The following is a 25,590-nucleotide window of genomic DNA, read 5'->3' on the forward strand; positions in this document are numbered from 1 at the left end:
CTGCGGTGCCCAGTAGAAAACCACGGCGATTGACGGCCATCAGCTCACCCCCAGGATCGATGACAAATGCGCATTGAGGAATTTGCCGCTGGGGTCGAGTGCCTGCCGCACTTGGATGAACTCCTGCCAGCGCGGGTACAGCGGCTGCAGGTTCTTCGCGTTCAGCGTGTGCAACTTGCCCCAATGCGGCCGGCCGCTGTACTTCCAGAAAATCGGCTCGATGGCGGCGAAGAAGTTGTGATGATCCATCTGGTAATGCTGGTGGACCGAAATCGAACAGCTGTCGCGGCCTTCGAACATGCTCAAGGGAATGCCATCGGCCTTGACGTAACGGTATTCGATGGGGAACCAGGTGCGCAGGTCTTTGTCCTGGATCAGCTTGAGGATCTCGCGCAAACAGGCCGGGCCGTATTCGGCCGGCACGGAATACTCCATCTCGTTGAAGCGTACCGTGCGCACGTTGGCGTAGATGTCGAACGAGTCGCCCACCCGGTCATCGAAGCTGGCCAGGTGGCGCAGGTTATTGAGCATCGTGCGGCGCAGGTCCGGGAAGTCGCTGGCGTACTTGTCGATCTTCTCGATCAAGGTGACGAACTCGTTGCCGCCCTCCTCATCCGCCGGGACCGGCGGTGTGGCCGGGTCGGTGGTTTCGTTCAGGGCGATCGACAAGGCGTAGTCGGAATGGGTCACCACGAGCATTTCCCAGTGCTGGTTTTCCCGGGTGTTCTTGTCCAGGTCTTCGAGCAGCTCTTCGGTTTTGGCGATCCACTGCCGCTCCCTCAAGCGATACGCTGGGCGGTTTTGCAGGCGCACCCGGGTTGCCACGCCCAACGCTCCCAGCGACACCCGGGCGGCGCTGAACACCTCAGGATGGCGATTGGCATCGCAATCCAGCACCTCGCCGCCGGCGGTCACCAACTGCAAGCCGCAGACATGCGCCGAATAGGATTGAAAGTGCTTGCCGGTTCCGTGGGTCGAGGTCGAGATCGCGCCGGCGAGGGTCTGGTAATCGATGTCGGCCATGTTTTGCAGGGCCTGGCCGATGTCCTTGAGCGGTGTGCCCATGCGCGACATCGGCGTGCCGGCGGCAAACTCGGCTTGCAGGGTGTTCGGATCGTGATCGAGCAACCCCGAGAAATAGCTCAGCGACAGCAAGGTGCCGTCGGTGGGCACCAGCGCGCTGAAGGAATGCGCCGAACCCACCGGGCGGATCTTGCCGGGGGCCTGACGCACCACTTGCGTCAATTCATCCAGGTTCTTGGGCGCCAGCCGCGCCGCCGGCAGGCAGCTCTGGCCGCCCGACCAGTTGCGCCAGGGAATCAACCGCGGCGCGCGCAGCAGCTCGGCCAGCGCCGGGGCTGAGCCCAGCGCGGTAAAGGCGCCGATGACGCTCGCCCGTTGCAACAACTGACGCCGTGTCAGGTCCATCGTCATGAATCGCACCCTGCCGTTCTTGTTATTGGATTTGCTGGCCGGACATGAAGGCAATCAGCGCCAGGAACTGTTCCTGCGAACACTGCATGCACATGCCCATTGGCGGCATGCCGTTGTAGCCGTTGATCGCGTGATCGAGCAGCGTGTCGGCGCCCTGCAGCACCCGTGGCGCCCAGGCCTTGATGTCGCCGGTCAGTGGTGCCCCGGCCGCCGGGTTGGCGTGGCAAAGCTTGCAGCTGTTGTCGTAGACCTGGGCCAGCTCGGCGTCGGCGGGCCTCGCGGCACCGGCTTCGCTACGGCTCGGCGGGTTTTTCGGTTCTTCGCACCCTGCAAGCAACGCAAAGGCACACCCCGCCAAGGCCAAACAAAGGCTAGGCTTTTCAGTTAATCGGCTTGCCCGCATGGCTGTCCTCTCATGGGCTGCCCGGTTGGCCGGGTGCAGCTTTTTTGTTGTGCTCAAGGAGAGCTCAACACTAAGGCACTCCACCCGGGCGGGTTGAGGGCATTGGGGGCCAACAAGGGGCGCTTCTGAGGCCATGACGCAGGGCGCCGATAGATCCGCGAACGGCAAAACGCTGAGATGAGTCATGACAAGGGTTGCTGAGGTCTGCTAAAACGATTCATCAGTGCATCACCCAATCCAGAGGGGTAGCGACATGACCACAGCCAATATTCTCCAGAACCTGTTCCCGAGCCCCGCCGACATCCCGGAAAAGTACCGCCTCGACGGCCAGACCGAACAGCGTGAGTACCTGGTCGATGGCGTACTGAGAACCTGGAACGGGCCACTGGCCCAAGTCCGCAGCCCGGTGTACCTGACGGGTGTCGATGGCGACGAACAAGTGATACTCGGCAGCACACCGCTGCTCGATGCCGACACCGCATTGACCGCCCTCGACGCTGCCGTGCGCGCCTACGACCGTGGCCAGGGATTGTGGCCGACCATGCGCGTCGCCGAGCGCATCCAGCACGTCGAAACCTTCCTCGGGCGCATGCGCGAGCAGCGCGACGCCGTGGTCAAGCTGCTGATGTGGGAAATCGGCAAGAACCTCAAGGACTCGGAAAAGGAATTCGACCGCACCTGCGACTACATCGTCGACACCATCAACGCGCTGAAAGAGCTCGATCGCCGCTCCAGCCGTTTCGAACTGGAACAGGACACCCTCGGCCAGATCCGTCGCGTGCCGCTGGGCGTCGCCCTGTGCATGGGGCCTTACAACTATCCGCTGAACGAAACCTTCACCACGCTGATCCCGGCGCTGATCATGGGCAACACCGTGGTGTTCAAACCGGCGAAACTCGGCGTGCTGCTGATTCGCCCGCTGCTGGAAGCCTTCCGCGACAGTTTCCCCGCCGGGGTGATCAACGTCATCTATGGCAGCGGCCGCGAGACGGTCAGTGCGCTGATGGCCAGCGGCAAGATCGACATTTTTGCCTTCATCGGCACCAACAAGGCCGCCAGCGACCTGAAAAAACTCCATCCCAAACCCCACCGCTTGCGCGCGGCGCTGGGCCTGGATGCGAAGAACCCGGGCATCGTCCTGCCGGAAGTGGATCTGGACAATGCGGTCAGTGAAGCGGTGACCGGTTCGCTGTCGTTCAATGGCCAGCGCTGTACGGCCCTGAAGATCCTGTTTGTCCACGAAGACGTGGTCGAGTCTTTCATCGACAAATTCAATGCCAGGCTCGCCAACCTCAAGCCCGGCATGCCCTGGGAAAGTGGCGTCGCCCTGACGCCCCTGCCGGAATCGGGCAAGGTCGACTACCTGCATGCACTGGTGGCGGATGCCGAGAGCAAAGGCGCCAGGGTGGTCAACCCCAACGGTGGCGAGGCCCGTGCGTCGTTCTTCTACCCGGCGGTGCTGTACCCGGTTACGCCGCAGATGCGGGTTTATCAGGAAGAGCAGTTCGGCCCGGTCATCCCCATCGTGCCGTACCGTCATCTGGATACCGTGATCGACTACGTATTGGAGTCGGACTTCGGCCAGCAATTGAGCATCTTCGGCACCAATCCGGTGGCGGTCGGCCGGCTGGTGGACACCTTTGCCAACCAGGTCGGGCGCATCAACCTCAATGCCCAATGCCAGCGTGGCCCGGACACCTACCCCTTCAATGGTCGCAAGAACTCGGCCGAAGGCACCTTGTCGGTACATGATGCGCTGCGGGTGTTTTCGATCCGCACGCTGGTGGCCACCAAGTTCCAGGAGACCAACAAGGACCTGATCAGCGAGATCATCAGTGGCCGCAGTTCGAGCTTCCTGACCACCGACTACATCTTCTGAGGAGAGCCAGCCTGAGTACATCCAGAGCCGATCGACTGCCACCGCTGCTGCGCCGATTGCTGCGTCCGTTGCTGGACCCGTACCGGCGCTACCGCCATGCCCGGGTGATCCACGCGGTGCGGGTGTCGCTCGGCTTGCTGGCGACGATCCTGCTGACCACCGGGATCAAACTGCCCCACGGTGAATGGGCGTCGGTGACCATGCTGGTGGTGATCGGCGGTTTGCAGCACCACGGCAACATCGGCAAGAAAGCCGCCGAGCGTGCCATCGGCACCTTGATCGGCGCCGGTGTCGGCCTGGCGTTGGTGGCACAACAGGCCTGGCTCGGAATGCCCTGGCTGACCTATTTCGCGATGTCGGTGGTCTGCGGGTTCTTCTCGTATCACGCCATCGGCAAGGGCGGCTACACCGCGCTGCTGTCGGCGATCACCGTGTTCATCGTCGCGGGGCATGGCGACAACCCGGTCACCGATGGCTTGTGGCGCGGGGTGGATATCCTGATCGGCATTGCCCTGGCCCTGGCGTTTTCCTTCGCCCTGCCGCTGTACGCGGTGTATTCCTGGCGCTACAACCTGGCCGATGCCCTGCGTGATTGCGCGAAAGTCTACGGGCGCATCATTGACGGCCAGGCCATCACTGCCGACGAACACCTCAAGCTCATGACGCGCCTGAATGCGGCGATGGTGCAACTGCGCTCACTGATGCCATCGGTGTCCAAGGAAGTGAAGATTTCCATGACCGAGCTCGATGCCATCCAGCGCAACCTGCGCATGTGCGTCAGCACCCTGGAAATCCTTGGCAATACCCGACCGGACGCCAATGACCCCGAGGCCATGACGCTCCTGCAAACGGCATTGAAAGCCGAACATCGACAGATCCGCGTGCAATTGATCGGCATGGCCCGGGCGTTGAAATCAGGCGCCGCCCAGCGTCTCGATCGGCCCATGGCGGTGCCGCTGGTCAGCCTCGATGCACCGGTCTACAACAGGCTGGATGGCTATCGCCTGCTGACTCAACAACTGGCCGCCAACATCGGCGAGATGCGCCAGCGCCTGGCCAGGAGCGCGCCGCACTGGAACATCTGACGCCGGCGAAGCGGGTTACGGCGTCACCGTGCGCCGAGACTTCAGCGACCAGCCTTGTTGCATACCGGCGGCGGCCAGCAGGATTGCCGCGACACCGATCCACTGCAGCGGCTCCAGACGATGGCCGAAGGCAAACCAGTCGACGAAAATCGCCGCAATCGGATAGATGAAGGACAGCGCCCCTGTCAGCGCAGTGGGCAGTTTTTGAATGGCGCCGTACAGCAACACATACATCACACCGGTGTGCACCATGCCCAGTGTCACCAGGCTGGCCCATGCGCTCGGCGCCTGCGGCAGTGTCGACAAATTGGCGAATGGCGCGAGCAACAACACGCCGGTGCTGACCTGGATCAGCGCAATCAGGTGCGGTGGCGTCCCCGTCAAACGCTTAATGATCAGCGCGGCAATCGCATAGAGAAACGCCGCGCCCAATGCCAGGGCAATGCCCGTCAGGTAATCGCTGCCGCTCTCGCCCTGGCTGCCATGGGCACTGACGATGGCCAGCATCCCGAGAAACGACACGCCCAGCCAGAGCATTTTCTGCGTGGTGATCTTTTCGTTGAGAAACAGCGCCGCCAGCCCGACCAGCATGAACGGCTGAACGTTATAGACGGCGGTGCCGATGGCAATCGACGCCCGGGAATAGGACGCGAACAACAACACCCAGTTGCCGACAATCGCCACCCCGCTGAGCACGGCGAGCAAAAACGTGGTGCGGGTCAGAATACCGGGGCGCAGAAAGCCGAAGGCGGCGCAAATCAGCAGCAAGGTGCCGGCACCGAACAGGCAGCGCCAGAACACCACATCCAGCACCGGTTGCCCGGACACCAGCACGAACCAACCGATGGTGCCGGAGATCAGCATGGCGGCCGTCATTTCAAACGAACCGCGGCGTAGGGTTTTGTCCATCATCAGACTCCTGTGTTTGTGGCCAAAGTATGCCAATGCACCACAGCGCCACTCCATAGCAAAAAGCAGGCTAAACTCTGAATCGGCCTTTTTTATGAAGGCCGTTTTGAAAAAATGCCTAACAGAGGGTTTCGCCATGACCGATGACATCGACCAAGTGCTGATCACGGCCCTGATGCAAGATTCGCGACGCTCGCTCAAGGCTCTGGCGCAAATCAGTGGCCTGTCCTCCCCCAGCGTCGCCGAGCGCCTGCGCCGCCTGGAAGAGCGCGGTGTGCTCAAGGGCTACACCGTTGAAATCGACCCGAAAAGCTTCGGTTATCAACTCCAGGCCATCGTGCGTATTCGCCCGTTGCCGGGCCAGTTGCAAGAGGTGGAGCGGCAAATCATGGCCATTCCCGAATTCACCGAGTGCGACAAGGTGACCGGCGACGACTGTTTCATCGCACGCCTGCACGTGCGCTCGATGGAACAACTGGACACCCTGCTCGACCGCCTCAACACCCACGCTGAAACCAATACGGCCATCGTCAAGAAAACCCCGGTCAAGCGCCGGTTGCCGCCCATGGCGTGAGTGATATTTGTTTCAGGCTGCAGTAGATTGATGGTTTCCGGCGAAGGATTGACGGTATGAAAACTCAGGTAATGCTACTGGTGGCAATGATGCTTGCGGGTTGTGGCACGATTCAGACGGTTGTGCGCAGTGACGAAGTGGCCTCGAAAAGTCTCAAGGAACAAAAGAGTTACTGCGGTGCGGTACCACGAATCTACAGCGGCGTGACCTACGACTTTTGCATGCTGAACGCGCCCCTCGAAGAGGGTCGGGATGCGCAGGTACATGGCCCCGCCCCCGCCGTCGTGCTACTCGATGTGGTCGTGTCCGGGGCGATGGACACCTTGCTGCTGCCCTACACTATCTACCGCCAGCAAGCTGACGGCAGCATTGTCATTACCGAGTAGCCCTGGATTCCAGGCAATAAAAAACCCGCCTGAGCGGGTTTTTTACTTCAAGGCCGACGATCAGTCATCACGGCTCATGATGCCGAACAGCTGCAACAGGCTGACGAACAGGTTGTAGATCGATACATACAGGCTGATGGTGGCCATGATGTAGTTGCGCTCACCGCCGTGAATGATGGCGCTGGTCTGGAACAGAATGCAGACCGAGGAGAACAGCACGAAACCTGCGCTGATCGCCAGTTGCAGACCACTGATCTGGAAGAAGAAGCTCGCCAGCGTCGCACCCAGCAGCACAAAGAAGCCTGCCGTGATGAAACCGCCGAGGAAGCTCATGTCCTTGCGGGTGATCAGCACATAGGCCGACAGGCCGCCGAACACCAGCGCGGTCATCGCGAAGGCCGAGCTGACCACTTCAGCGCCGCCCTGCATACCCAGGTAACGGTTGAGGATCGGACCGAGCAGGAAACCCATGAAACCGGTCAGGGCAAATGCCGACACCAGGCCCCAGGCCGAATCACGGAGTTTGTTGGTGAGGAAGAAAAGACCGTAGAAGCCGATCAGCACCACGAAAATGTTCGGGTAGCCAACACGCATCTGCTGGGCAACGTAGGCTGTCACACCGCTGAATGCGAGGGTCAGGGCGAGCAAGCCGTATGTGTTGCGCAGGACGCGGCTAACCTCTAGCTGCTCAGCCTGCACGCTGTTATTAACTGCGTAATCCTGTTCGCGCATGGCGACACTCCTGTTGGTTTGAAACGTTCAGTCGCAAAGATCATAACAGACACTCTGTAACTAGCTATGCAGAGAGTTTGACAGTGTGTTTCATTCAGGTATTATGGCGCCCGCAACGCAAACGGAGGTGTGGCCGAGTGGTTTAAGGCAACGGTCTTGAAAACCGTCGACTGTAACAGGTCCATGAGTTCGAATCCCATCGCCTCCGCCATCTTTATACGACAAAGCCCTGATTATTCAGGGCTTTGTCGTTTCCGGGGTTTGGCGAATACACGACCACACTCAAAGCGTGAAAAACCCCTCCCGATTCCCGCCTTCCTACATCCCGCCCCCCGATATTGGCTTGACGATCATCAAACTGCACGGTGCCCGGTTCAACACGCTCTCGGCGGTATCGCCGATAAAGCCCTCAGGCCCATGGTGATAAGCCGTGCCCAGCACCACCATGTCGAAAGCATGCTGTTGAGCGAACCGCGCGATTACCTTGTGGGGGGAGCCCGTCAATAAATGTCGGTGGGCATCCTTGATGCAGTAGCGCTCGGCAAGCACATCGAACGCCTCTTGTTGGGCATCCTCGATAGCGTCTCTCAAACTCTCATCAAGACTGCCAGTCGGTACACTCATCGGCGCATCGCTTATCTCTGACCAACGACTGACGTTAAGCAAGTGCAACTGCGCACCGCAACTGGCCGCCAGAGTAGAGGCCAGGTCGAGTATTCGGTCATTCAATCCCTGAGTGAGTTCCTCCAGATGGGACAGATCGATCGCCGCGAGAATTTTCAAGGGTTTGGGATTTTTGGCGCTGGTCACCAGGTGCAGGTGGGTCGGACACTCGCGTAGCAGTCGCCAGTCCACAGGCCGGTGAAAGGCGCGGTCAAGATCCGGCACATAATGGGTGTCCTTGATCACCAGGTCCGGAAGAAAGTCGTTCACATACTCCAGCAGATTTGTCAGGCTCGACCTGGCCCAGACCACTTCGGTGGTCACCTGTATGCCGCTGCATCGTTGAAACCGGGCCTGCTGCTCCAGCCAATGACGGTGAACCTGCAGATAGCCTTCTCGTGCCTGTGCCATCGCGTCATGGTCAAGCAGACCGGCTACCGCCAGGGCCTGGACATAATCGAACGCGACAATGTGCAACAAGGCACCGGTTGCACCCGCCAAGGCATGTGCACGCTCAAACGCCGGGGTCAGGGTCATTTCGCTGGGGGCTATCAATAGAATGCGTTTGAGTTTGAGCATCACATACCTCGCCCTGAAACCTGCCTGAGTGCAAACCCGCCTGGCTGTCGAGCCTTGAGTCAAACGTTTGTTACTTCGAGCGAACTCATGACTGCAGCCAGCAAAAAGTCCTGTCGACTTGTTGCGACCGGAAAGCGGCAGTTCGATTATTTGGCGTTGTACCGTGGGGGATCTGACTTTTATCAACTAATCAACAGCTATCGTTAACGGAGCGACTGGCTTTCGATGACTTAAACCCTTGTTGATTCAGCTCAACGATTTTCCGGCTTCCTGACGTAGAACTACGCTGATGCACCGCCTCCCCTATCGCTGGAGATTTGCCATGCTGGCAGTCACGCTGATCAATACGCTGGTGGTGGTCATCGCCGTAGTGATCCACTACGAATGCCTGTTACGCCTGAATGACTGGCTGCCCCGGCTCAAGGTGTGGAACCGCTTCAGAATCGTGGTTGGCGTATTCGGCGCCCTCCTGGCCCACGCCATAGAGGTCTGGTGCTTTGCGCTGGTCTATTACCTGATGGTGCACTCAGGGGGATGGGGCAGCCTGACGGGCAACTTCGACGGTTCGCTGATGGACTGCGTTTACTTTTCCTTTACGACGTACACGACCATCGGCTTCGGCGATATTTCGCCCGTGGGCAACCTCAAATACTTGACCGGTCTGCAAGCCCTTACCGGGCTGGTGCTCATCACATGGACCGCATCCTTCCTGTTTCTGGAAATGCAAAAGTACTGGAAGCGCAAATAATCTCTTTCTGACTCATATCAGATTCAACTGTCGAACTGACGTTCTGGATCAAGCCTTGTACAGACAGGATCTAGACCGCCAGAACGCAGCATGGCACCTGATACAGAACATGCTCGGTCGTGCTGCCTAGAAGCTTGCCCACACCATGGGACTGGACTCTGCCCATCACGATCACATCCACATTGTGTTCATCGGCAAACTCACTCAACGCCTTCACCGGGTTTCCCTCAATGAAATGTCGACGATCGGAGGGCACTCCGAACCGATCTGCCAACTCAATGAACGACGTTTCCAGGTCTCTGCGAAGTGCGTGGGTCAGGTCAGCGAGGGTCAGGCCGCCCATGTCCGCCAGAAAAGCGGCCGAGATATCGCAGGCATACAGCAAATGCAGCTCGGCGTTGCATTGCATCGCAAGGCTGCAAGCCTGCTTGATGATTCGGTCGTTCAGTTCATTGTCGGTAGACTCGACATCCGATACCTCGACCGCTGCTACTACCTTGCGAGGCAAAACGAAGCTGCTCCCGCCCACCAGAAACACCGGCACCGGACAGTGACGCAACAAATGCCAATCCAACGGAGTGAAGAAGGCCCGCTTGAGCGCGGACTCATGCTGAACCTCCTTGATCAACACGTCGGGTTGCATGTCCGTGACGTGTTCAATGATGTCTTGCTTGATGTCCTCGGCCCAGGCCACCTCGGTGGTCACCTCTATCCCCCTGCCACGCAAATTTTCCGCCTGAGCCTCAAGCCAGCCGCGATGGTCCTGCAGGTAGCGCTCCCGACCCGATTCTCGATCGCCCTCTTCAAGCAGCGATAACCATTTGGACGAAGGGGTCAGCGCCGCGATATGCAAACTTGCACCGCTGGCCTTGGCCAGCGCCGCTGCATGATTAATGGCTGAGGAATGGCGCAACGCCGGGTTGATGATCAGTAACAGGCGTTGATACTGGCTCATGAAAATTCTCCCGTGGGGTGGATATTCGGCTCAGCCTGGACGTCATGTGCCTGCAGTTGCCCGGCACACGAAAAATCGCTCTTGAACTTCTCCGCTAGCGGATCAGGCCACCAACAGGTTTTTCTTGATTCTGAGCGCCTGCAGCGCGCATGACTTGATTTACATCAACGCTCAGAAAGTGCGCATTGACTGAATGACGCACAGGCATTGGGCATTGGTCCAGCAGAGGCAACGAGGCTTTCACCCGTTCGTCTATTACATCCACTATATGTTGGAACAAAGGGAGGCCTGGGCTGCTAGCGCGTATGCTGATCCTATCCGTGGGGAGACATGTCATGTCTGAAGCCGTGCAGATTCAAAGTCAAAACCTCAAGTCTGCATGTTCCAACTGCAGCGTCCTGGAGCTGTGCCTGCCGCTTGGCCTGACCGGTCCGGAAATCGAACGTCTCGACACACTGATCGTGCAACGATTCAAAGTCAAAAAGGGCGCAACGCTTTACCGCGCGGGCGACCCGTTGCGTTCGCTGTATGCGGTGCGAATCGGTTCGTTCAAGACCAGCGTGCTGTCGGTCGATGGTCGCGAGCAAGTCACAGGGTTCCAGATCCCCGGCGAAATGCTCGGTCTGGACGCCATCAGCACCGATCTGCATGCGTGTAATGCCGTTGCTTTGGAAGATAGCGAAGTCTGCCCCATCCATTTTGCTCACCTGGAAAAACTTGCCCGGGAACTGCCTTCGTTGCAGCACAACTTGAACAAAATCCTCAGCCGGGAAATCGTTCGCGATCACGACATGCTGATGATGCTGGGCAATATGAACTCGGATGAACGCCTGGCCGCTTTTCTCCTCAATTGGTCGCAGCGCTTGAATACCCGCGGTTATTCGTCCACCAGCTTTGTGTTGAAAATGCGTCGAGAGGAAATTGGCTCCTACCTGGGCCTGCGCCTTGAAACCATCTGTCGGGGCATCGCGCACCTGCGTGACCAGGGACTGGTGGAAATAAACGGCCGCGACGTCAAGATCCTGAACATGGACGGGCTCAAGCAACTGAACGTGGGCTGCCATCGCAACCTCCACTGACACCTGAAGCCTGGAGAATCTTCATGCGTGCCATGGTGCTGGCTGGCGCTGTTGCGCACAGGTCAGTTCAACGGTGCGATAGCGTTCATTCCCTGGCACGCGACCTGACCACCAACAGACTGCCCGGCACAGAGTACAGCGCCCGCTCGGTGTTACTGCCGATCAACCGATCGAGCCCCACCCGATTCGCAGTCCCCATCACCACGACATCGGCCAGGTATTGCTCGACAAACTCACTGATCACCGGCACCGGCAGTCCCATGACGAAATGCCGTCGCTCCGGTGGCACCCCGTAGCGATCCGCCAGTGCAACAAACGCCTGGTGCAAGGATTGACGCAGCTCTTCGCTCAGATCCACGCCCCAACCGCCCCCGGCCAATGGCGCGTCGCTGTTGAAAGCAGGCGATAGGTCATAGGCATAAAGCAGGTGCAACGGCGCATCGCATTGCAGGGCCAGGACGTTGGCCGTCTGAATGATGGTGTCGTTCAAACCGCTCAATTGTGTCGACGGATCGAACGGATCCACTGCCGCCACGATTCGGTGCGGCAAGCTGTAACGAACGTGGTTGACCAGATGCACGGGGATCGGGCATTCACGCAACAAGTGACAATCAAGCGGGGTGATGAACACTCGCTTGAGCACAGGCTCAAGGGTTACATCCTTGATCAACAGGTCGGGTTTGAGATCCTCGACCGTCTTCAAGATATCCAGCAGTGCATGGGTGGTGAAGACGGCCTTGACCGTCACCTGCAGCCCCAGGTCGCTGAGTCGATCGAGCTCTTCGGCCTCCCAGCGGCGGTAGCGACGCAAATACCGCTGTTGCTCTGCGTCATCGACTTTTTCTTGCCATAAATGCACCACCGGTGCCGGTTCGACAAAGGCCCGCACATCCAGTACGGCCCCGGCTGCCTTGGCCAAGGCGACGGCACGCAGCTGGGCGGGAGACTGATGCAGGTTTTGGTCAGCGATCAGCAGAAAACGTTGATATTGCCCCATCACACACCTCCGTTCGACTCCGGTCGTACAGTGCCGGGATGTTTTCAAGACTGCGCTCTATCACCTGGCGCGGTTTGATTTACATCAAGCCCACGCAAACCGGTGCCGCCGGCACAGCTGTCTGATCCAGATCAGATTCAAACGTCGCCAGCGGAGTAGAAAAGAACTCAAACGCGAATTTTTTGCCCCATGCCAATCTTGCAAACCGCACTGGAGGAACACCCCATGCTTACCGTCAAAGACCACAACGATCGGGCCGCGGCCACCTATGCCGCGGTCGACGGCCAATACTGGATAGAAGCGCTCAAGGACGGTCGCCACGTTTTGATCCGACCACTGGCGCAGAAGGATCGCGACCGTGAATACGCTTTCATCAAACGGCTGTCTCCCGAATCCAGTCATATGCGCTTTCTCGCGCAGATCAGCGAACCCGGCGCTGCGATGCTCGATCAGTTGATGGACACGGACAATGAACAGCGTGTGGCCTATGTCGCCCTGGTCCATGAAAAAGGGGATCTGGTCGAGATCGGCATCAGCCGTTACGCGGCCACCCGCGAGCATGAGTGTGAATGTGCCGTCACGGTCGCTGATGAATGGATGCATCTGGGGCTGGGCACGTTGTTGATGGAGCATCTGATCAAGGCGGCGCGCAAAAACGGCTTTCGCCAGATGTATTCGGTGGACGCCTCCAGCAATACCCCCATGCGCGACCTGGCCAAGGCGCTCGGATTCGAGACGCACAATGATCCCGACGACAGCCGTCAGGTGATCCATCGTCTTTACCTGTAGAACAAACGCTACGCGATGTTCCGGCCACCGGTTCGTCGCGGGGCGATCCAGCCCTCAGGATTGCAGCATTCTTCCCGGCTTGATCGCCAGCACACTGCACGGCGCCCGATGCAGCAGGTGCTCGGCGGTGGTTCCGATTAATTTGCTCAGGCCCTTGTGCTGTACCGTGCCCATGACAATCACATCGGTACGGTGGTCCGAGACGAATTCACAGATACTCGGCACGGGTGCCCCCACTATGAAGTGACGACGCTGCGGTGACACGCCGTGGCGTTCAGCGATGGCCGCAAATGCCTCATGCTGAGCCGCTCCCAACATTTCATGGATCCCGCTGGCCAGCGGCAATGCGCCAATGCCCATGTCCTGGACATATATAGCCGTCCAGTCATACACATGCAGCAACTCAAGACTGGCATCACAGACCGCCGCCAGTTTCGCCGCGGCGTTGATAATCTGGTCGTTGAACACAGGGTCCTGATCTTCATCGCGCAACACATCAATGATGGCCAGCACGTTGCGTGGTCGGGCATTCAGCGCAGTCGTCACCAGATGCACCGGCACAGGACAATCGCGCAGCAGCTGCCAATCCAGCGGTGTAAAAAATACTCGCTTGAACGCCGACTCTTCCTCGGCGTCCTTGATGATCAGCGTTAGCGGCATCTCATTGATGAAGTTCAGAATCTCCTCATAAGGATGCTGTACCCACACCACTTCGCTGGCGACCTCGACACCCTGCTTGCTCATCAATCCGGCCTGATCCACGAGCCATTGGCGATGGGTTTGCAGATAGCCCTCCCGAGCCCTACTGAATTGTTCCGGGGCGAACAACCCGGCCACCGCCAGTGCCTGGGAATAGCCGAACGCCACGATGTGCAACGGCAATTGCATCGCGAGCGCCAGCGCAGCAGCCCGGTCGAATGCCGGTGTCCGAGTCATGGCTGAAGGAGCGATCAAGAGTAAACGCTGAGATTGCGTCATGGGGCACCTCGGCACGCGGCCATTTCAATCCGGGAGTAGAACCACAGATTGATTGCTCCTTGTTCCGACCACTTGATTTTTATCAGTTGAGCGCGCGATATCCTTCAGGGCAACCCCATCCCCGCTCACAACGCCAGGGTCAGCAACACGTGGCCCGGGATCACGTTAGCGGCGAAACAGCGCCCGCCGCTGACCCAACAACGCCGTAATGGCGAACGTCCGTAAACCGGCACAAGCGCGGGTCTCGCCCTGATCCTTGCGCCGTTCGCGTTCAAGACCGATGAGCATGCCAATCCCCAGCGCTGCGGCTGCTCCTGTCAGCCCAATGGCTCCGTTCATTGGATCGTCATCTGCTTGAACTGCGTCCCGCACTGGTCCACGTTGTTACTCCACACGCTCGACGCAGACCCGTTTGCCATTGGAGTAAGCCGTTTGACAGTCAGGCATCGGTCTTGTGCCGTCTGCCCGGCCGGTACCACTTGGCCAGACATGTGGCGCCTCGATACGCGCCTTGAGTTGGCCAACGAAAGCTTGTGCTTCTCCCAGCGTGTAGAAGTTCACTTGCAAGGCATCCATGCACACGACCCAGCAATGGCTTGCCGGTCTCTCCGTGATATCAATGATCATAGAGACCTCCGTACAGCGTCGAGTAAACGAGGACACCCTCACGGGGTGATCGCGACCTTCATCACTCCGTCCCGTTGGTGCGCAAACAATTCATAAGCCGCTTCAATATCATCGAGTTTGAAACGGTGGGTCACCAGCGGCGACAGGTCCACTCCACCGCTTTGCACCACTGCCATCAAGCGACGCATGCGCTCTTTCCCGCCCGGACACAGAGAGGTGACAATGCTGTAGTCCCCCAGCCCTGCGGCAAAGGCGTCCAGGGGAATGCGCAGATCGCTGGAGTAAACACCGAGGCTGGACAGTCGACCACCCGGACGAAGTACGCGCAGGGCAGATTCGAAAGTGCCCTGGGTACCCAGTGCCTCGATGGACACATCGACACCGCGACCATCGGTAAGCGCCATGATCTGCTCGACTACGTTACCGTCCTTGAAGTTGACCACATGGGTCGCACCCAATTGTCGTGCGACAGTCATCCGCTCGGCCACGGCATCCACGCCAATGATCGTCGTCGCGCCTTTGAGGCGCGCACCCGCGACCGCACACAGGCCGATGGGGCCAAGGGCAAACACGGCAACGGTATCGCCGATATTCACCTCGCCTCGTTCGGCCCCCGAAAACCCGGTAGACATGATGTCCGGGCACATCAGAACTTGCTCGTCACTGAGCTCGTCAGGAATCGGGCATAAATTGGCAAGGGCGTCCGGCACCAGCACGTACTCGGCCTGGCAGCCATCGATGATGTTGCCGAACTTCCAGCCGCCGGTTGCGCGAAAGCCATGGCGGGTGTCTGGTCCGTCTTGGGAGCCGCAGCCACACAGGCAGGCATAACTTTGCCCGCTGGGCGTGATGGCACCGGCAATCACCCGTTGCCCTTCGATAAAACCGCGTACCTGCGACCCCAGCCGCTCAATGACGCCCACCGGCTCGTGGCCCACGGTCAACCCTTTGGCCACAGGGTATTCACCACGCAGGATGTGTACGTCGGTGCCACAAATAGTTGTGGTGGTGATACGGATCAATGCGTCCAGCGGTCCGACTTCAGGGACGGGCTTGTCTTCCAGTACGATTCGGTTCTTTTCGACGAAAACAGCCGCTCTCATGGTTGCCATGGTGATCCTCCTTTTCTTATGTAAGCCAAGGTCTGTAAGAGCCCAAAGACTGCGCCGGGGAGACGGATGAAAGATTGATAATGGTCAACAATTTGGTCATGGGTTGAAGCCTGGATTACCGCACGTCGGGCAATACGATCCTTTCCCTTCGATTTGACAAAGATCAAACCCGGCGCTCTGAACAGTGGCAGGCTAGGTTCAAGGCTTCACTGCCCAATAACACCGCAGCCATCGGGGCAAGCGATTACCTACCGGAGATCTGTCATGTCCGATCAATTACGCTTCATGCTGGTCGTTTCGCCGTTGATGGAAAACAGCCCCGCCTTCGACCGGGCTGCTGCCTTGGCCAAGGCCTCAGGTGCTGCCCTGCACATCGTGGCGTTTGATTATCTTGAAGGGCTGGCGACTGCCGGAATGGTCAATGGACAGGCGCTGGAACAGATGCGGCTGGGCTATGTCGAGCGCCATCGTCAGTGGCTCGAAGACCAGGCCCGCCCCTTGCGCAAGATCGGTGTGCACGTCACCACGGAAGTCGTCTGGGTCGAAAGGCCCTTGCAGGAAATCCTCATTCATCTCAAAGAACAGCCAATGGCCGTATTGATCAAGGCACTGGAACACGAATCGCTGTTGTCACGCCTGATGTTTACGCCATTGGATATCCACCTGCTACGTGAATGCCCGGTGCCCCTGCATTTTGTCAGTCATTCGCACAACACTTTACCGCGCAAGATCGTCGCCGCCGTTGACCCTTTTCATTCTGATGAGCAATACGAAGGCTTCAACGACAGCATTCTGCGCGAGGCCTCCAAACTGGCGAGCACCTGTAATGCAGAACTGGACGTGATCTACGCCCATGACCTTTCCAGCATCAGTGCGGACGAATTCGGTTTCAGCAATGGATCGGCGTTTTTCTCATCGGGAAAAGCCAAGTCGCTGTTCGAGGCGCAGTCTGATGCGTTTCGCGAACTTTCTGAGCGCAACGGTATCCCTGCGGAGCACCAGCACATGATCATGGGCAGTCCGGTCAAGGTGCTGTCCAGCTACGCGCAGACCTGCGACATCGATGTGATTGTCATGGGGCGCATTGGTCATCGCGGCATGGAGCGGCTGGTTGGCAGCACGGTGGAACACCTGCTGTACAAGTTGCCCTGCAGCGTGTGGGTGGTTTCCCCGGAAAAAATCTGAACGCTTGATGACACAGTTGTTTCATCGTTTAGCGTTTTCCAGGTACGGCAATTTATGCCACGGATAGCCCTTCGCGCTGAGTTGAAAGGCGTAATCGAACAAACGCTTCATGTACTCACCATCGAATTTCCGATCGTGCGCAAAGTTAAAGTCGGAGCCAATGTACGCAAGATTGAAATCCGCCCCATCCTGTTGCGCCATACGGTAGATACGCTCCAGGTCGCTGATCCCCTGGGTTTGAATCAAGGCGCTGATGGCCCGGCCGCCGATGCTCAATGTGCGGCGCTTGGTCCCGGCCCACTGCGGCTCCAGTGTCCCGTTACGAATGACATAGAAATGACGGTCGAATCGCAGCGGTGCTCCGGTGGCTTTACTCAACGCCATCACGGTGCTGGGCGGGTAAAGAAACACTTGGGTGATAACCCCTCCGTCCACGTGCATTTCCTGGAACTGTTTGCCGTCAACGTCCACATCAATCATGACGGGTGAGACTGCACCGGGAATGCTCATTGACGCGAGCATGATGTTGCGAAAGAGGTCGAGCGCTCCCGGTGCCTGGCTTGCGGCAATCGCGCCCATGTTCCAGGTGACGGGCCGGCCCGAATCAAGGTCGGTTGTGCCGATCAGCAGGATTCGTCCTTTGGCATACTCCGTCGCGATCGCCGCAAGAATCTGTGCCGTGACGTACTTTGCGATGAGCCGCGACAGTGGCTTGCTGTCCGCTATACCGTCGCTGGCAAAACGGGTTAATACGTTTCGCGAATGAAAAATGTCTTTGGGCCCGATTGCGTTGGAGACATATCGAATCACGCTGTCGTAATCGGACCCCAGGTAAGCGAACGGAGCGACCAGGGCACCCGCGCTGATGCCGGTGACGACCTTGAACCGGGGGCGAGTCCCGTGCGTCGTCCATCCCGCAATCAGTCCCGCTGCGAAGGCGCCCGCATCGCCGCCACCGGATACCGCCAGCATATTGGCCAGCGGAAGGATATGGTTCGGCTTCCCGGCCTTGGCGAGCACCTCGCTCTCACGCTTGTTGGACTGAACCGCATCCTCAATGAAAGGTGTCAGGTCGTGGTCCAGCCTGTAGCGAGCATTGGGAATGCCCGGGATGACCGCTTTGTCCGTCAAGGTTGGCGGAACAGCGTCACGACGTGGCAGACACGCTTGAAGAAACATGTCCAGAGTTGAGGCGCCAGGTCTGAGCGAGAATGGTTTCAAAGCGCGTCTCCAGCCCTTGCCGTCGTCAGCAAGCGCTCATCATCGCCGAGAGAGTCCCTACCCCTGGTGCTCGAGATGACCACACGCCAGCCCCGCCAGCGGCACTTCATTCGAACGCCGGGCTGCTCATTCTGCGCTCCTTTACCTGATAAAAAAACTCACTGGCCGCGCGCGCCAGATTTTATGCGAAAGCCGTTGGACTCACCAGGTTAAGGGGCAGAGCGTAATATTCAACAAGTCGGGTTGGAACGCCTGATGAAAGAGCATGGTTTCAATAATCAGCAGAGAATGTATTAGAACTTCCAGCTCATGAGTAACAACCCACTACTAGAACAGGACGCGGTATTTATTGCTGGCAACATTCAGTGTTGCCATAACCCTGACAGAACTATCAGCGTAGAACTTCTGGACAATACCGTCATATACACAAAGCACAACCCCTTCACCCGACACGTATGAACTACCGTTATCCACCAACTTCAAACTGTGCACACCGTAACTACGAGTGATATCTGGCTTGAGCTCGTCGCAAATGGCCAGGTGATCAGGTTCACCAGCAATGGCGATAAGAGGTGCAAGCAGGGTCAACAGGATGAGTGACTTTTTCACTTTGGTTCGCCTTGACGCACATTGAGTTTGAATCTTACAGGCTCGATATTCAGAAATACTGCAGACATAACAGCACATGAATATATATTTCCACCCGGGTATCGGAGCAAATGCAAGATACCCGTTATTAGCTGCCTTGAAGCTCATGACGCCGGATGGTAGTTTTGACTTAACTACCTGTCAATATGCGATATCTGCTAGATCTTTATGCAGCATCGGACTCTTTCAAATGCAAAAACCGACTGTTTAACTATTGGAAAATCAATAATAAAACCGACAAGCCAACCAGGTTAATACTGAGTTTCAATCGTTAAGATCAGCGATATGCAAGGCACCCAAGTTATCTCGCGTTTGCAACCGCTCCGGTGGTGACGCTCAGCAACTGTCGCAGGTGCTCATCGAGAAGCGTGCTGCCCGAGCTCCTGGGCAAGTCCGATGAGAATGCCTTCGGGGCCGCGGATGTAGCACAGACGATACGTCTCTTGGTACCTGACCACGTTGCCGACGAGCTCTGCGCCGTGTGTGTGGAGCCTGGCGAGTGTGTCGTCGATGTCTTCCACGGTGAACATGACTCGCAGGTAACCAAGCGCGTTCACCGGGGCGCGGCGGTGATCGGCGACCACGGGGGGTGCGAGGAATCGGGAAATTTCGAGCCGGCTGTGACCGTCCGGCGTGCGCATCATGGCAATCTCAACGCGCATGTCGCGCAATCCTGTGACGCCATCTGCCCAGTCGCCCTCGATGGGCGCGCGCCCCTCGAGCTCAAGGCCCAGTTCGGTGAAGAACTCAATGGCAGCGTCGATGTCTTCTACAACGATGCCGATGTTGTCCATGCGCTTGACGGTCATGCTGTCTCCCTGGCGCTTGAAGGGGCCCGTCGCCCGGCCTGAGGCATGCTCACGCCCTCAACCGGCGTGAGCATGCGTCGCTCACTCAGGTGAAGGCGAAGTCCGACTCGGTGATGGCGGCCTGTGGCACGCCGCTCAAGGTGATGGTTCCCACCCCCGGCTGACCCGTGACGCTGATGACGGCCTCGCCGAACTGTTCTCCAACGGTAAGGTTAGCAAAGGTCAGACCGCTGGCGCTCAGGTCGATCAGGTCAGTGCCGTCCTCGAAGTCGGCGATGGTGTCCGTCCCCCAGAGGGCACCGAACTGGAACCTGTCTGCATCGAGGCCAGGTTCGAACTGGACGCTGCCGACCATGAAGTCATCCGCCGCGCTGCCCACCAGCCGATCTTCCCCGGTGCCGCCAATCATGAAGGCACCTGCGCTGCCCGATTGCAGTGTGTCGTTGCCTTCATTGCCCTCAAGGGTCGTCTGGAAGGCGAACTCGGCGCTGCTGCCGATCACCAGGTCGTTGCCGGCTCCGCCGAAGGCACTGCCGAAATCCTCGATGGTGAGCGTGTCGTTACCCTCGCCGCCGAACAGATTATCCAGGCCAGTGCCGCTGAGCAGCACGTCGTCCCCCGTACCGCCATCAAGCAAATCCTCTCCTGCCTGGCCGAACAACTGGTCGTTGCCGCCGAGGCCGAAGATCTTGTCGTCGCCATCGGTGCCGACAATGATGTCGTTGCCATCGGTGCCCGCCGTGACGAACTCGGTATTGTTACCAAAGTCGCCCACCGTGAAGTTGTTGACGCCCAGGAAGTTCACAGTGAAGTCGGTGCTGTCGAGCCGGCCGTTGTCATCGTCGTCCGCTATCAGCCAGGTGTTGCCCTGGCGGACCGTGTAGAACAGGTCGGTGATGCCGTTGCCGCCGCCGACCAGTACCGCGCCAGGCTGTGGATTGAGCGTGACCTGGCCACGAAATACGAACTCATCGTTCAGCTCGAGCGTATCGCCGCCGGCCACACCGGCGCCCTGGAAGTCCTGGACCGTATCGAAGGTCGCGAAGGTCGAGCTGGGGTTGAACGAACCAAGGAAGAACTCGAACTCGTCATTGCCGGCACCGCCGTTCAACTGGTCTGCCCCGGCGTCGCCTTCGAGTGCGTCGTCACCATTGCCGCCGAACAGCTGGTCGTTGCCGGCATCGCCGAACAGTTCGTCGTTGCCGTCCTCGCCGAAGATCTGGTCGTTACCTTCGCCGCCAAAGAAGTCGTCGTTACCGACACCACCGAACAACTGGTCGTTACCGGCATCGCCGTCGAGGGTATCGTTGCCGGCACCGCCATTGACGATATCAGTGCCGTTACCGCCGGAAAGCGTCGTGTCATTGCCGGCGCCACCATCAATGATGTCATTGCCGTCGCCACCCGTGATGAGGTCGCGGTCATCGCCGCCGTTGAGGGTGTCATTGCCCAGCCCCCCGGTAAGCCGGTCGATTCCCGCGCCACCGTTGAGGACGTCGTTGCCGGCGCCGCCGTCGACGATGTCATTGCCGTTGCCGGCGTTGACCACGTCATTGCCACCGAGCGCGAAGATTGTATCGGCGTCCGGGGTGCCGTTGATCACGTCATTGCCCTCGGTGCCACGTACGACGAAGGCCGTGGTGCCGAAATCGGCTCTTGTGAGGTTGTGCTGTCCCGTCAACTCTACGTAGAAGTCACTGGCGTCGAGCACGCCATTGTCGTTGGAGTCCGCGAACAGCAGCGTGCTGGCGGCACCTACGGCATAGAACACCTCGGTAAAACCGTTGCCACCGAAACCGAGCGAAGCGCCCAGCGTCGGTACCGTGGGGCGAGCCCCCTCGAAAACCAGGCGGTTGCTCGCGGAGAGAAGCAGGTTGTCACCACCGGCAACGCCGGCCCCCTGGAAGTCGGTCACTGTGTCGCGGGCCAGGGAAGAGGATTCCACGCCACTGCCGACAAACCAGTTGAAAGCGTCATTATCCGCGCCCCCGGTCAGGGTATCGGCACCGACACTGCCCGTAAGACTGTCGAGTCCGGCGCCACCGCGAAGGAGATCATCGCCGTCACCACCGACGAGTTCATCGTTGCCCTCCCCCCCTTCTATCGTGTCGTTACCTCCTTCACCCAGGATAAAGTCGTCGCCACCCAGGCCGAAGATCTGATCATCCTCGGGGTTGCCAAATATGAAGTCGCTTTGTTCAGTCCCATTGATAACAGCCATGGTATTACCCTCCATTAAAGGAAATGGTAAGCGTTAACTGCGTTACAGCGGGTTGAGAAAATTAGACAAACCCAAGGGGTCACAAGTGCGCCATTGGGCCTCGCCGTTTATCGCCAATGCAGACGGGTGTTCCGCAGTCTTCGCCAACCGTCCAATGCCGCTACACGGCTGGCTCGGGGGTTGCGGGGCAGGAGGGTTTGAAAATCTGTTATCTCCGGCGAGCGGAGGAAACATTTTGAAATACTAATGGTTTCCCCGGCGTGAACTTTGACAATTGTTCTACCGCACACCTTTTTTACTCGACAGGCCCCCAAAGAAAAGCCTTGCGAACGAACACCGCCATTGCGCAGTGGTCACAACATCTGATGGCATCGCAAATGACAGGTGATTACGAGCCTGCTTCATACAAAAGCGAAGCTTGAATTCACACATTTCAGGGCGCGCCGGATAACCTCAGCGGATTCAGTTCCTGCCAAATGCAGGCGCCTGCCGCTGCTCTCATCCAATGCTCCCTCAGCGGAGTATGCAAATGACTCAATCAATGCGGTTCTTCCTCTCGTTCTTCCTCGCCACTGCAACATTGGCATCGACCGGTTTCCTGAACACTGCAGGAGCGGCCACCGCCGAGGATCTGAATGCCGATGCCAAACAAGCCTTGCAATTGCTTTACAAGGCCCATCCTTTTGCCGAAAAAATCTCGCACGAAGCCAAAGCGGTGCTGGTTTTCCCGAAAATCATCAAGGCGGGCCTTGTGTTCGGTGGCAGCTACGGCGAAGGCGTCCTGATGAAAGGCGCCACAGTCGACAATTACTACAACTCCGTCAGCGGTTCATGGGGGTTGCAGGCCGGCGCACAGTCGTACGGCTATGCGGTTTTCCTGATGACCGACAAAGCCGTGAAATACATAGCCGAAACCAAGGGCTGGGAAATCGGTGTGGGACCAACGGTTGTCGTGGTCGATGAGGGGATTGCGAAGAACCTGTCCAGCTCGACGCTGAAAGACGATGCCTACGCGTTCATCTTCGACCAGCAAGGGTTGATGGCGGGGGTCAGTATCGAGGGGACGAAGATTTCCCTGATCAAGCGCTAGACTCCGCTGTTTGATTGGCCATCAAGAGTGTGATGGCGGCCTATGCCAATACTGGTGGGTTTTCCCATTCAGGCTAGGCTGTCATCACTCCTGGCGCACAGACGTAGCTGATGATCGGAGCTATCTGGACGAGCAAGGCTGGCATTCGCTGTATCGACCGTTCATTGATCCAGGTCTAAACATTGAATGATCGAATCCTGATAATGATTGATCAGTTTTTAGGTAGGCCTTAAATGACTTCACAGCTCTTCCAGGTTCACGGCCTCGTGAGTTTTACCCTTGCCATCCTCCTGCTTTTCCTCGGCAAAACCCTCGTCCAGCACAACAACTTTCTCCGTCAGTACTGCATCCCCGAATCGGTCGTCGGCGGCTTCGTCTGTGCGGCGGTAACCTCCCTGCTCTACTTCGGCCTGAATATCCAGGTCGAATTCGATCTGCAGGTTCGCGACACCCTGCTGCTCTATTTCTTCGCCGGTATTGGCTTGAAATCGGACATGCGCCAACTGCTCAAGGGTGGGCGCCCGTTGCTGATCCTGCTGTTACTCGCCGCTGTGTTCATTCTCCTGCAGAACTCGCTGGGCATGGGTGTGGCCCAGGCGTTCGGGCTGGATCCCAAGGCGGGCCTGATGGTGGGCTCCATTTCCCTCACGGGCGGAGTGGGCACCACCCTGGCCTGGGCACCGCTTTTCGTCGAGAAACTGGGCATCAGTAACGCCCATGAACTGGGCATCGCCAGCAACACCGTCGGCCTGATTGCCGCTTGCGTCATCGGCGGTCCTATCGCCAACCGACTGATACGCCGTTATCAACTGACGCCGTCCAGGGATGCGGAGCTGGAAGTCGGCATTCTCGAACAACAACCGAGCAAGGCGCTGGACTACTACGACGTGCTCTGGGCGTGGATGTGGCTCAACCTGACCCTGATGCTCGGCTATGGACTCAACCTGCTGCTGGTCGATGCCGGCGTCACCCTGCCGAAATTTGTCAGCTGCCTGTTCGCGGGCATCGTCATTCACCACCTTGTGCTGGCCTTTGTGGGTGATCAACGCCTGAAAAGCTGGAGCGGTGCCAGCCTGGGTCTGTCGCTGATCTCCGATATCTGCCTGGGCATGTTTTTGACCATGGCCCTGATGGGGCTTCAGCTATGGCAGCTCAGCGGCGCGCTGTTGTTCATTCTGTGTGCATTGACCCTGCAAATTCTGCTGACGGTCGCCTATACGTATTTTGTGGTCTTCCGCTTCATGGGCCGCGATTACGAAGCCAGCGTGATCGCTTCCGGATTCGGCGGGATCGCCCTCGGCTCCACGGCGACAGCCATCGTCAACATGTCGACCGTGACACAGAAGTACGGCGCAGCGCACCAGGCCTTCCTGATCGTGCCACTGGTGTGTGGTTTTTTCATTGACCTGGTCAACGCCGTGATCATCAGCCTGTTCAGTGGTCTTTAGCGATCACCCCTTCGGCTCTCGAACGGCCAGGCACACATCCGGGTTATTTGAAAACCGGCACGCTGCCTGAGCCGTCGGGCTTTTTCAGATACTCACGCAACCGGGCGCCAATCTCGGCGATTTTCGCCTCCCCTGCCCGCAAGGCTTGCGGGTTGGTATGCACCGAGTAGTTGCCCAGTGCCAGTTCATGGGGATGGGGTAACGCCGAGCCGATCACGAAGACCGTATCCTTGTGCATGGCCTTGAGCGTGACGGCACCGCTACCGGGTTCGAAGATTACCATTTCTCCCGCCATGACCACCCCGGGCGCGCCAAGGGATCCGCGGCTGACGCTCAACCACAACGACTCATGACCATCGGGCGGCACATAGCGCCAGGATTCCCCGGCACGCAGCGTGACCAGCAGATAATTCATGCCGGCGGGAGCGCGGACCGGACTCTGAACGCCTTGATAGGTGCCGAGAATCACCCGCGCCGGCCCTACTTCAGGCATCGCGCTGGACTCCAGGTATTGGCTGTCGACACTGGCGTTTTCCAACGCTGGCGGCAGCGCCACCCACAATTGAAAACCCTGGATCCGTTTCGATGTCCCCACCGACATTTCCTTGCCGTGCCAGACTCCGCCTCCGGCCCGCATCCACTCGACCCCGCCGTAGTCGATCATGCCCTTGCCCGAATCTGCATCCTCGAAGCGCAGGTTGCCTTCGGTAATGACGGTGACAGTGGCGATGCCCGAGTGCGGGTGCATGGGCATGCCGTTGATGAATGAGCTCTCACCTTCGAACAGATCCAGGAACACAAACGGCTTGATCAGCTGGCCGAGATCACCGGGGCTCATCAACCGGACAATAGCGCCATGTCCGCTGCCTGTGGTGCGGTAGCTGATTGCCCGATAGGAGTCGGTTTCACGCGCAGTGCTCGGAGCAACCGCGTTGTAAGGCTGTGGCTGAACGTTCATCAGGATCACTCTAAACAGGAGGCCTCGCGGCCCGATACCCCAGACAATAGAGCGAGGCCGATTACTTGATTAGCCGGTACA

26 protein-coding genes and 1 tRNA gene are annotated in these 25,590 nt (G+C 58.5%); 11 read left to right on the forward strand and 16 right to left on the reverse strand.

Annotated features, from left to right (window positions below; all coding sequences use genetic code 11):
* Positions 1–39 precede the first annotated feature (39 nt).
* Positions 40–1,434, reverse strand: a complete 1,395-nt coding sequence (locus KW841_RS18545) for a D-arabinono-1,4-lactone oxidase (protein WP_371319519.1) — start codon at positions 1,432–1,434, stop codon at positions 40–42.
* 22 nt (positions 1,435–1,456) lie between these two features.
* Entirely contained in the window at positions 1,457–1,837 is a 381-nt protein-coding gene (locus tag KW841_RS18550; protein WP_218478899.1) for a cytochrome c5 family protein, read from the reverse strand.
* 253 nt (positions 1,838–2,090) lie between these two features.
* Between KW841_RS18550 and KW841_RS18555 the strand changes: the two genes are divergently transcribed.
* Together KW841_RS18555 and KW841_RS18560 are read left to right on the forward strand one after the other, a co-directional pair.
* Positions 2,091–3,716, forward strand: coding sequence for an NADP-dependent glyceraldehyde-3-phosphate dehydrogenase (locus KW841_RS18555; protein WP_218478901.1), 1,626 nt, complete (start codon positions 2,091–2,093; stop codon positions 3,714–3,716).
* Between the two features lie 44 nt (positions 3,717–3,760).
* Positions 3,761–4,801 carry an FUSC family protein gene (locus tag KW841_RS18560; RefSeq protein WP_218479000.1) on the forward strand — a complete coding sequence of 347 codons (1,041 nt, stop codon included), beginning with the start codon at positions 3,761–3,763 and terminating at the stop codon, positions 4,799–4,801.
* 15 nt (positions 4,802–4,816) lie between these two features.
* On the opposite strand, the gene KW841_RS18565 is transcribed toward KW841_RS18560, so the two are convergent.
* Positions 4,817–5,710 (reverse strand): DMT family transporter, encoded by an 894-nt coding sequence (locus KW841_RS18565; protein WP_218478902.1) that lies wholly within the window; start codon positions 5,708–5,710, stop codon positions 4,817–4,819.
* 136 nt (positions 5,711–5,846) lie between these two features.
* Here KW841_RS18565 and KW841_RS18570 point away from each other — a divergent pair, with 136 nt between their 5' ends.
* The gene (locus KW841_RS18570; RefSeq protein WP_015094848.1) at positions 5,847–6,284 is read left to right on the forward strand and encodes an Lrp/AsnC family transcriptional regulator; all 438 of its coding nucleotides are present in this window, start codon (positions 5,847–5,849) and stop codon (positions 6,282–6,284) included.
* Positions 6,285–6,340: 56 nt separating this feature from the next.
* On the forward strand, positions 6,341–6,670 hold the full coding sequence (locus KW841_RS18575) for a YceK/YidQ family lipoprotein (RefSeq protein WP_218478903.1): 330 nt from the start codon (positions 6,341–6,343) through the stop codon (positions 6,668–6,670).
* Between the two features lie 60 nt (positions 6,671–6,730).
* Here KW841_RS18575 and KW841_RS18580 read toward each other — a convergent pair whose 3' ends face one another.
* Positions 6,731–7,402 (reverse strand): Bax inhibitor-1/YccA family protein, encoded by a 672-nt coding sequence (locus tag KW841_RS18580; protein WP_102699713.1) that lies wholly within the window; start codon positions 7,400–7,402, stop codon positions 6,731–6,733.
* A gap of 123 nt (positions 7,403–7,525) precedes the next feature.
* Here KW841_RS18580 and KW841_RS18585 point away from each other — a divergent pair.
* Positions 7,526–7,613 (forward strand) — tRNA-Ser (locus KW841_RS18585).
* Positions 7,614–7,720: 107 nt separating this feature from the next.
* Here KW841_RS18585 and KW841_RS18590 read toward each other — a convergent pair.
* Positions 7,721–8,644, reverse strand: coding sequence for a universal stress protein (locus KW841_RS18590; RefSeq protein ID WP_218478905.1), 924 nt, complete (start codon positions 8,642–8,644; stop codon positions 7,721–7,723).
* 322 nt (positions 8,645–8,966) lie between these two features.
* Between KW841_RS18590 and KW841_RS18595 the strand changes: the two genes are divergently transcribed.
* Positions 8,967–9,392, forward strand: coding sequence for a potassium channel family protein (locus KW841_RS18595; protein ID WP_095108361.1), 426 nt, complete (start codon positions 8,967–8,969; stop codon positions 9,390–9,392).
* Between the two features lie 70 nt (positions 9,393–9,462).
* Here the strand turns inward: KW841_RS18595 and KW841_RS18600 are convergent, their stop codons facing one another.
* Positions 9,463–10,347: a universal stress protein gene (locus tag KW841_RS18600; protein ID WP_218478908.1), complete on the reverse strand. Its 885-nt coding sequence runs from the start codon at positions 10,345–10,347 to the stop codon at positions 9,463–9,465.
* A 335-nt stretch (positions 10,348–10,682) separates the two neighbouring features.
* On the opposite strand from KW841_RS18600, the gene fnr reads away from it, so the two are divergent.
* On the forward strand, positions 10,683–11,426 hold the full coding sequence (gene fnr / locus KW841_RS18605; RefSeq protein ID WP_218478910.1) for a fumarate/nitrate reduction transcriptional regulator Fnr: 744 nt from the start codon (positions 10,683–10,685) through the stop codon (positions 11,424–11,426).
* An 85-nt stretch (positions 11,427–11,511) separates the two neighbouring features.
* Here fnr and KW841_RS18610 read toward each other — a convergent pair whose 3' ends face one another.
* Positions 11,512–12,423 (reverse strand): universal stress protein, encoded by a 912-nt coding sequence (locus tag KW841_RS18610; protein WP_218478912.1) that lies wholly within the window; start codon positions 12,421–12,423, stop codon positions 11,512–11,514.
* A 225-nt stretch (positions 12,424–12,648) separates the two neighbouring features.
* Here KW841_RS18610 and KW841_RS18615 point away from each other — a divergent pair, with 225 nt between their 5' ends.
* Complete coding sequence (locus tag KW841_RS18615) at positions 12,649–13,212, forward strand: GNAT family N-acetyltransferase (protein ID WP_218478915.1); 564 nt, start codon at positions 12,649–12,651, stop codon at positions 13,210–13,212.
* 54 nt (positions 13,213–13,266) lie between these two features.
* On the opposite strand, the gene KW841_RS18620 is transcribed toward KW841_RS18615, so the two are convergent.
* The 4 genes from KW841_RS18620 to KW841_RS18635 form a co-directional block, all read right to left on the reverse strand.
* The gene (locus KW841_RS18620) at positions 13,267–14,190 is read right to left on the reverse strand and encodes a universal stress protein (RefSeq protein WP_218478918.1); all 924 of its coding nucleotides are present in this window, start codon (positions 14,188–14,190) and stop codon (positions 13,267–13,269) included.
* 165 nt (positions 14,191–14,355) lie between these two features.
* On the reverse strand, positions 14,356–14,478 hold the full coding sequence (locus tag KW841_RS18625) for a hypothetical protein (protein WP_371319522.1): 123 nt from the start codon (positions 14,476–14,478) through the stop codon (positions 14,356–14,358).
* Positions 14,479–14,574: 96 nt separating this feature from the next.
* Positions 14,575–14,817, reverse strand: a complete 243-nt coding sequence (locus tag KW841_RS18630) for a hypothetical protein (RefSeq protein WP_218478921.1) — start codon at positions 14,815–14,817, stop codon at positions 14,575–14,577.
* A 38-nt stretch (positions 14,818–14,855) separates the two neighbouring features.
* On the reverse strand, positions 14,856–15,929 hold the full coding sequence (locus KW841_RS18635) for an NAD(P)-dependent alcohol dehydrogenase (RefSeq protein ID WP_217838123.1): 1,074 nt from the start codon (positions 15,927–15,929) through the stop codon (positions 14,856–14,858).
* Between the two features lie 264 nt (positions 15,930–16,193).
* On the opposite strand from KW841_RS18635, the gene KW841_RS18640 reads away from it, so the two are divergent.
* The gene (locus KW841_RS18640; protein ID WP_218478923.1) at positions 16,194–17,114 is read left to right on the forward strand and encodes a universal stress protein; all 921 of its coding nucleotides are present in this window, start codon (positions 16,194–16,196) and stop codon (positions 17,112–17,114) included.
* A gap of 21 nt (positions 17,115–17,135) precedes the next feature.
* Here KW841_RS18640 and KW841_RS18645 read toward each other — a convergent pair whose 3' ends face one another.
* From KW841_RS18645 to KW841_RS18660, 4 genes are all read right to left on the reverse strand, one after another.
* Entirely contained in the window at positions 17,136–18,335 is a 1,200-nt protein-coding gene (locus tag KW841_RS18645; RefSeq protein ID WP_218478925.1) for a patatin-like phospholipase family protein, read from the reverse strand.
* A 327-nt stretch (positions 18,336–18,662) separates the two neighbouring features.
* Positions 18,663–18,944 (reverse strand): hypothetical protein, encoded by a 282-nt coding sequence (locus KW841_RS18650; protein ID WP_218478927.1) that lies wholly within the window; start codon positions 18,942–18,944, stop codon positions 18,663–18,665.
* Between the two features lie 395 nt (positions 18,945–19,339).
* A complete protein-coding gene (locus tag KW841_RS18655) occupies positions 19,340–19,792 on the reverse strand; it encodes a VOC family protein (RefSeq protein ID WP_218478929.1) in 453 nt (150 codons plus the stop codon).
* 85 nt (positions 19,793–19,877) lie between these two features.
* Positions 19,878–22,013: a calcium-binding protein gene (locus tag KW841_RS18660; RefSeq protein WP_218478931.1), complete on the reverse strand. Its 2,136-nt coding sequence runs from the start codon at positions 22,011–22,013 to the stop codon at positions 19,878–19,880.
* Between the two features lie 529 nt (positions 22,014–22,542).
* Between KW841_RS18660 and KW841_RS18665 the strand changes: the two genes are divergently transcribed.
* Together KW841_RS18665 and gltS are read left to right on the forward strand one after the other, a co-directional pair.
* A complete protein-coding gene (locus tag KW841_RS18665) occupies positions 22,543–23,103 on the forward strand; it encodes a YSC84-related protein (RefSeq protein ID WP_218478933.1) in 561 nt (186 codons plus the stop codon).
* 233 nt (positions 23,104–23,336) lie between these two features.
* The gene (gene gltS / locus KW841_RS18670) at positions 23,337–24,551 is read left to right on the forward strand and encodes a sodium/glutamate symporter (protein WP_218478936.1); all 1,215 of its coding nucleotides are present in this window, start codon (positions 23,337–23,339) and stop codon (positions 24,549–24,551) included.
* 43 nt (positions 24,552–24,594) lie between these two features.
* Here gltS and KW841_RS18675 read toward each other — a convergent pair whose 3' ends face one another.
* A complete protein-coding gene (locus KW841_RS18675; RefSeq protein WP_218478938.1) occupies positions 24,595–25,509 on the reverse strand; it encodes a pirin family protein in 915 nt (304 codons plus the stop codon).
* Between the last annotated feature and the right edge of the window lie 81 nt (positions 25,510–25,590).

It is taken from the genome of Pseudomonas sp. PDM28, assembly GCF_019219115.1.
Classification (GTDB): domain Bacteria; phylum Pseudomonadota; class Gammaproteobacteria; order Pseudomonadales; family Pseudomonadaceae; genus Aquipseudomonas; species Aquipseudomonas laurylsulfatiphila.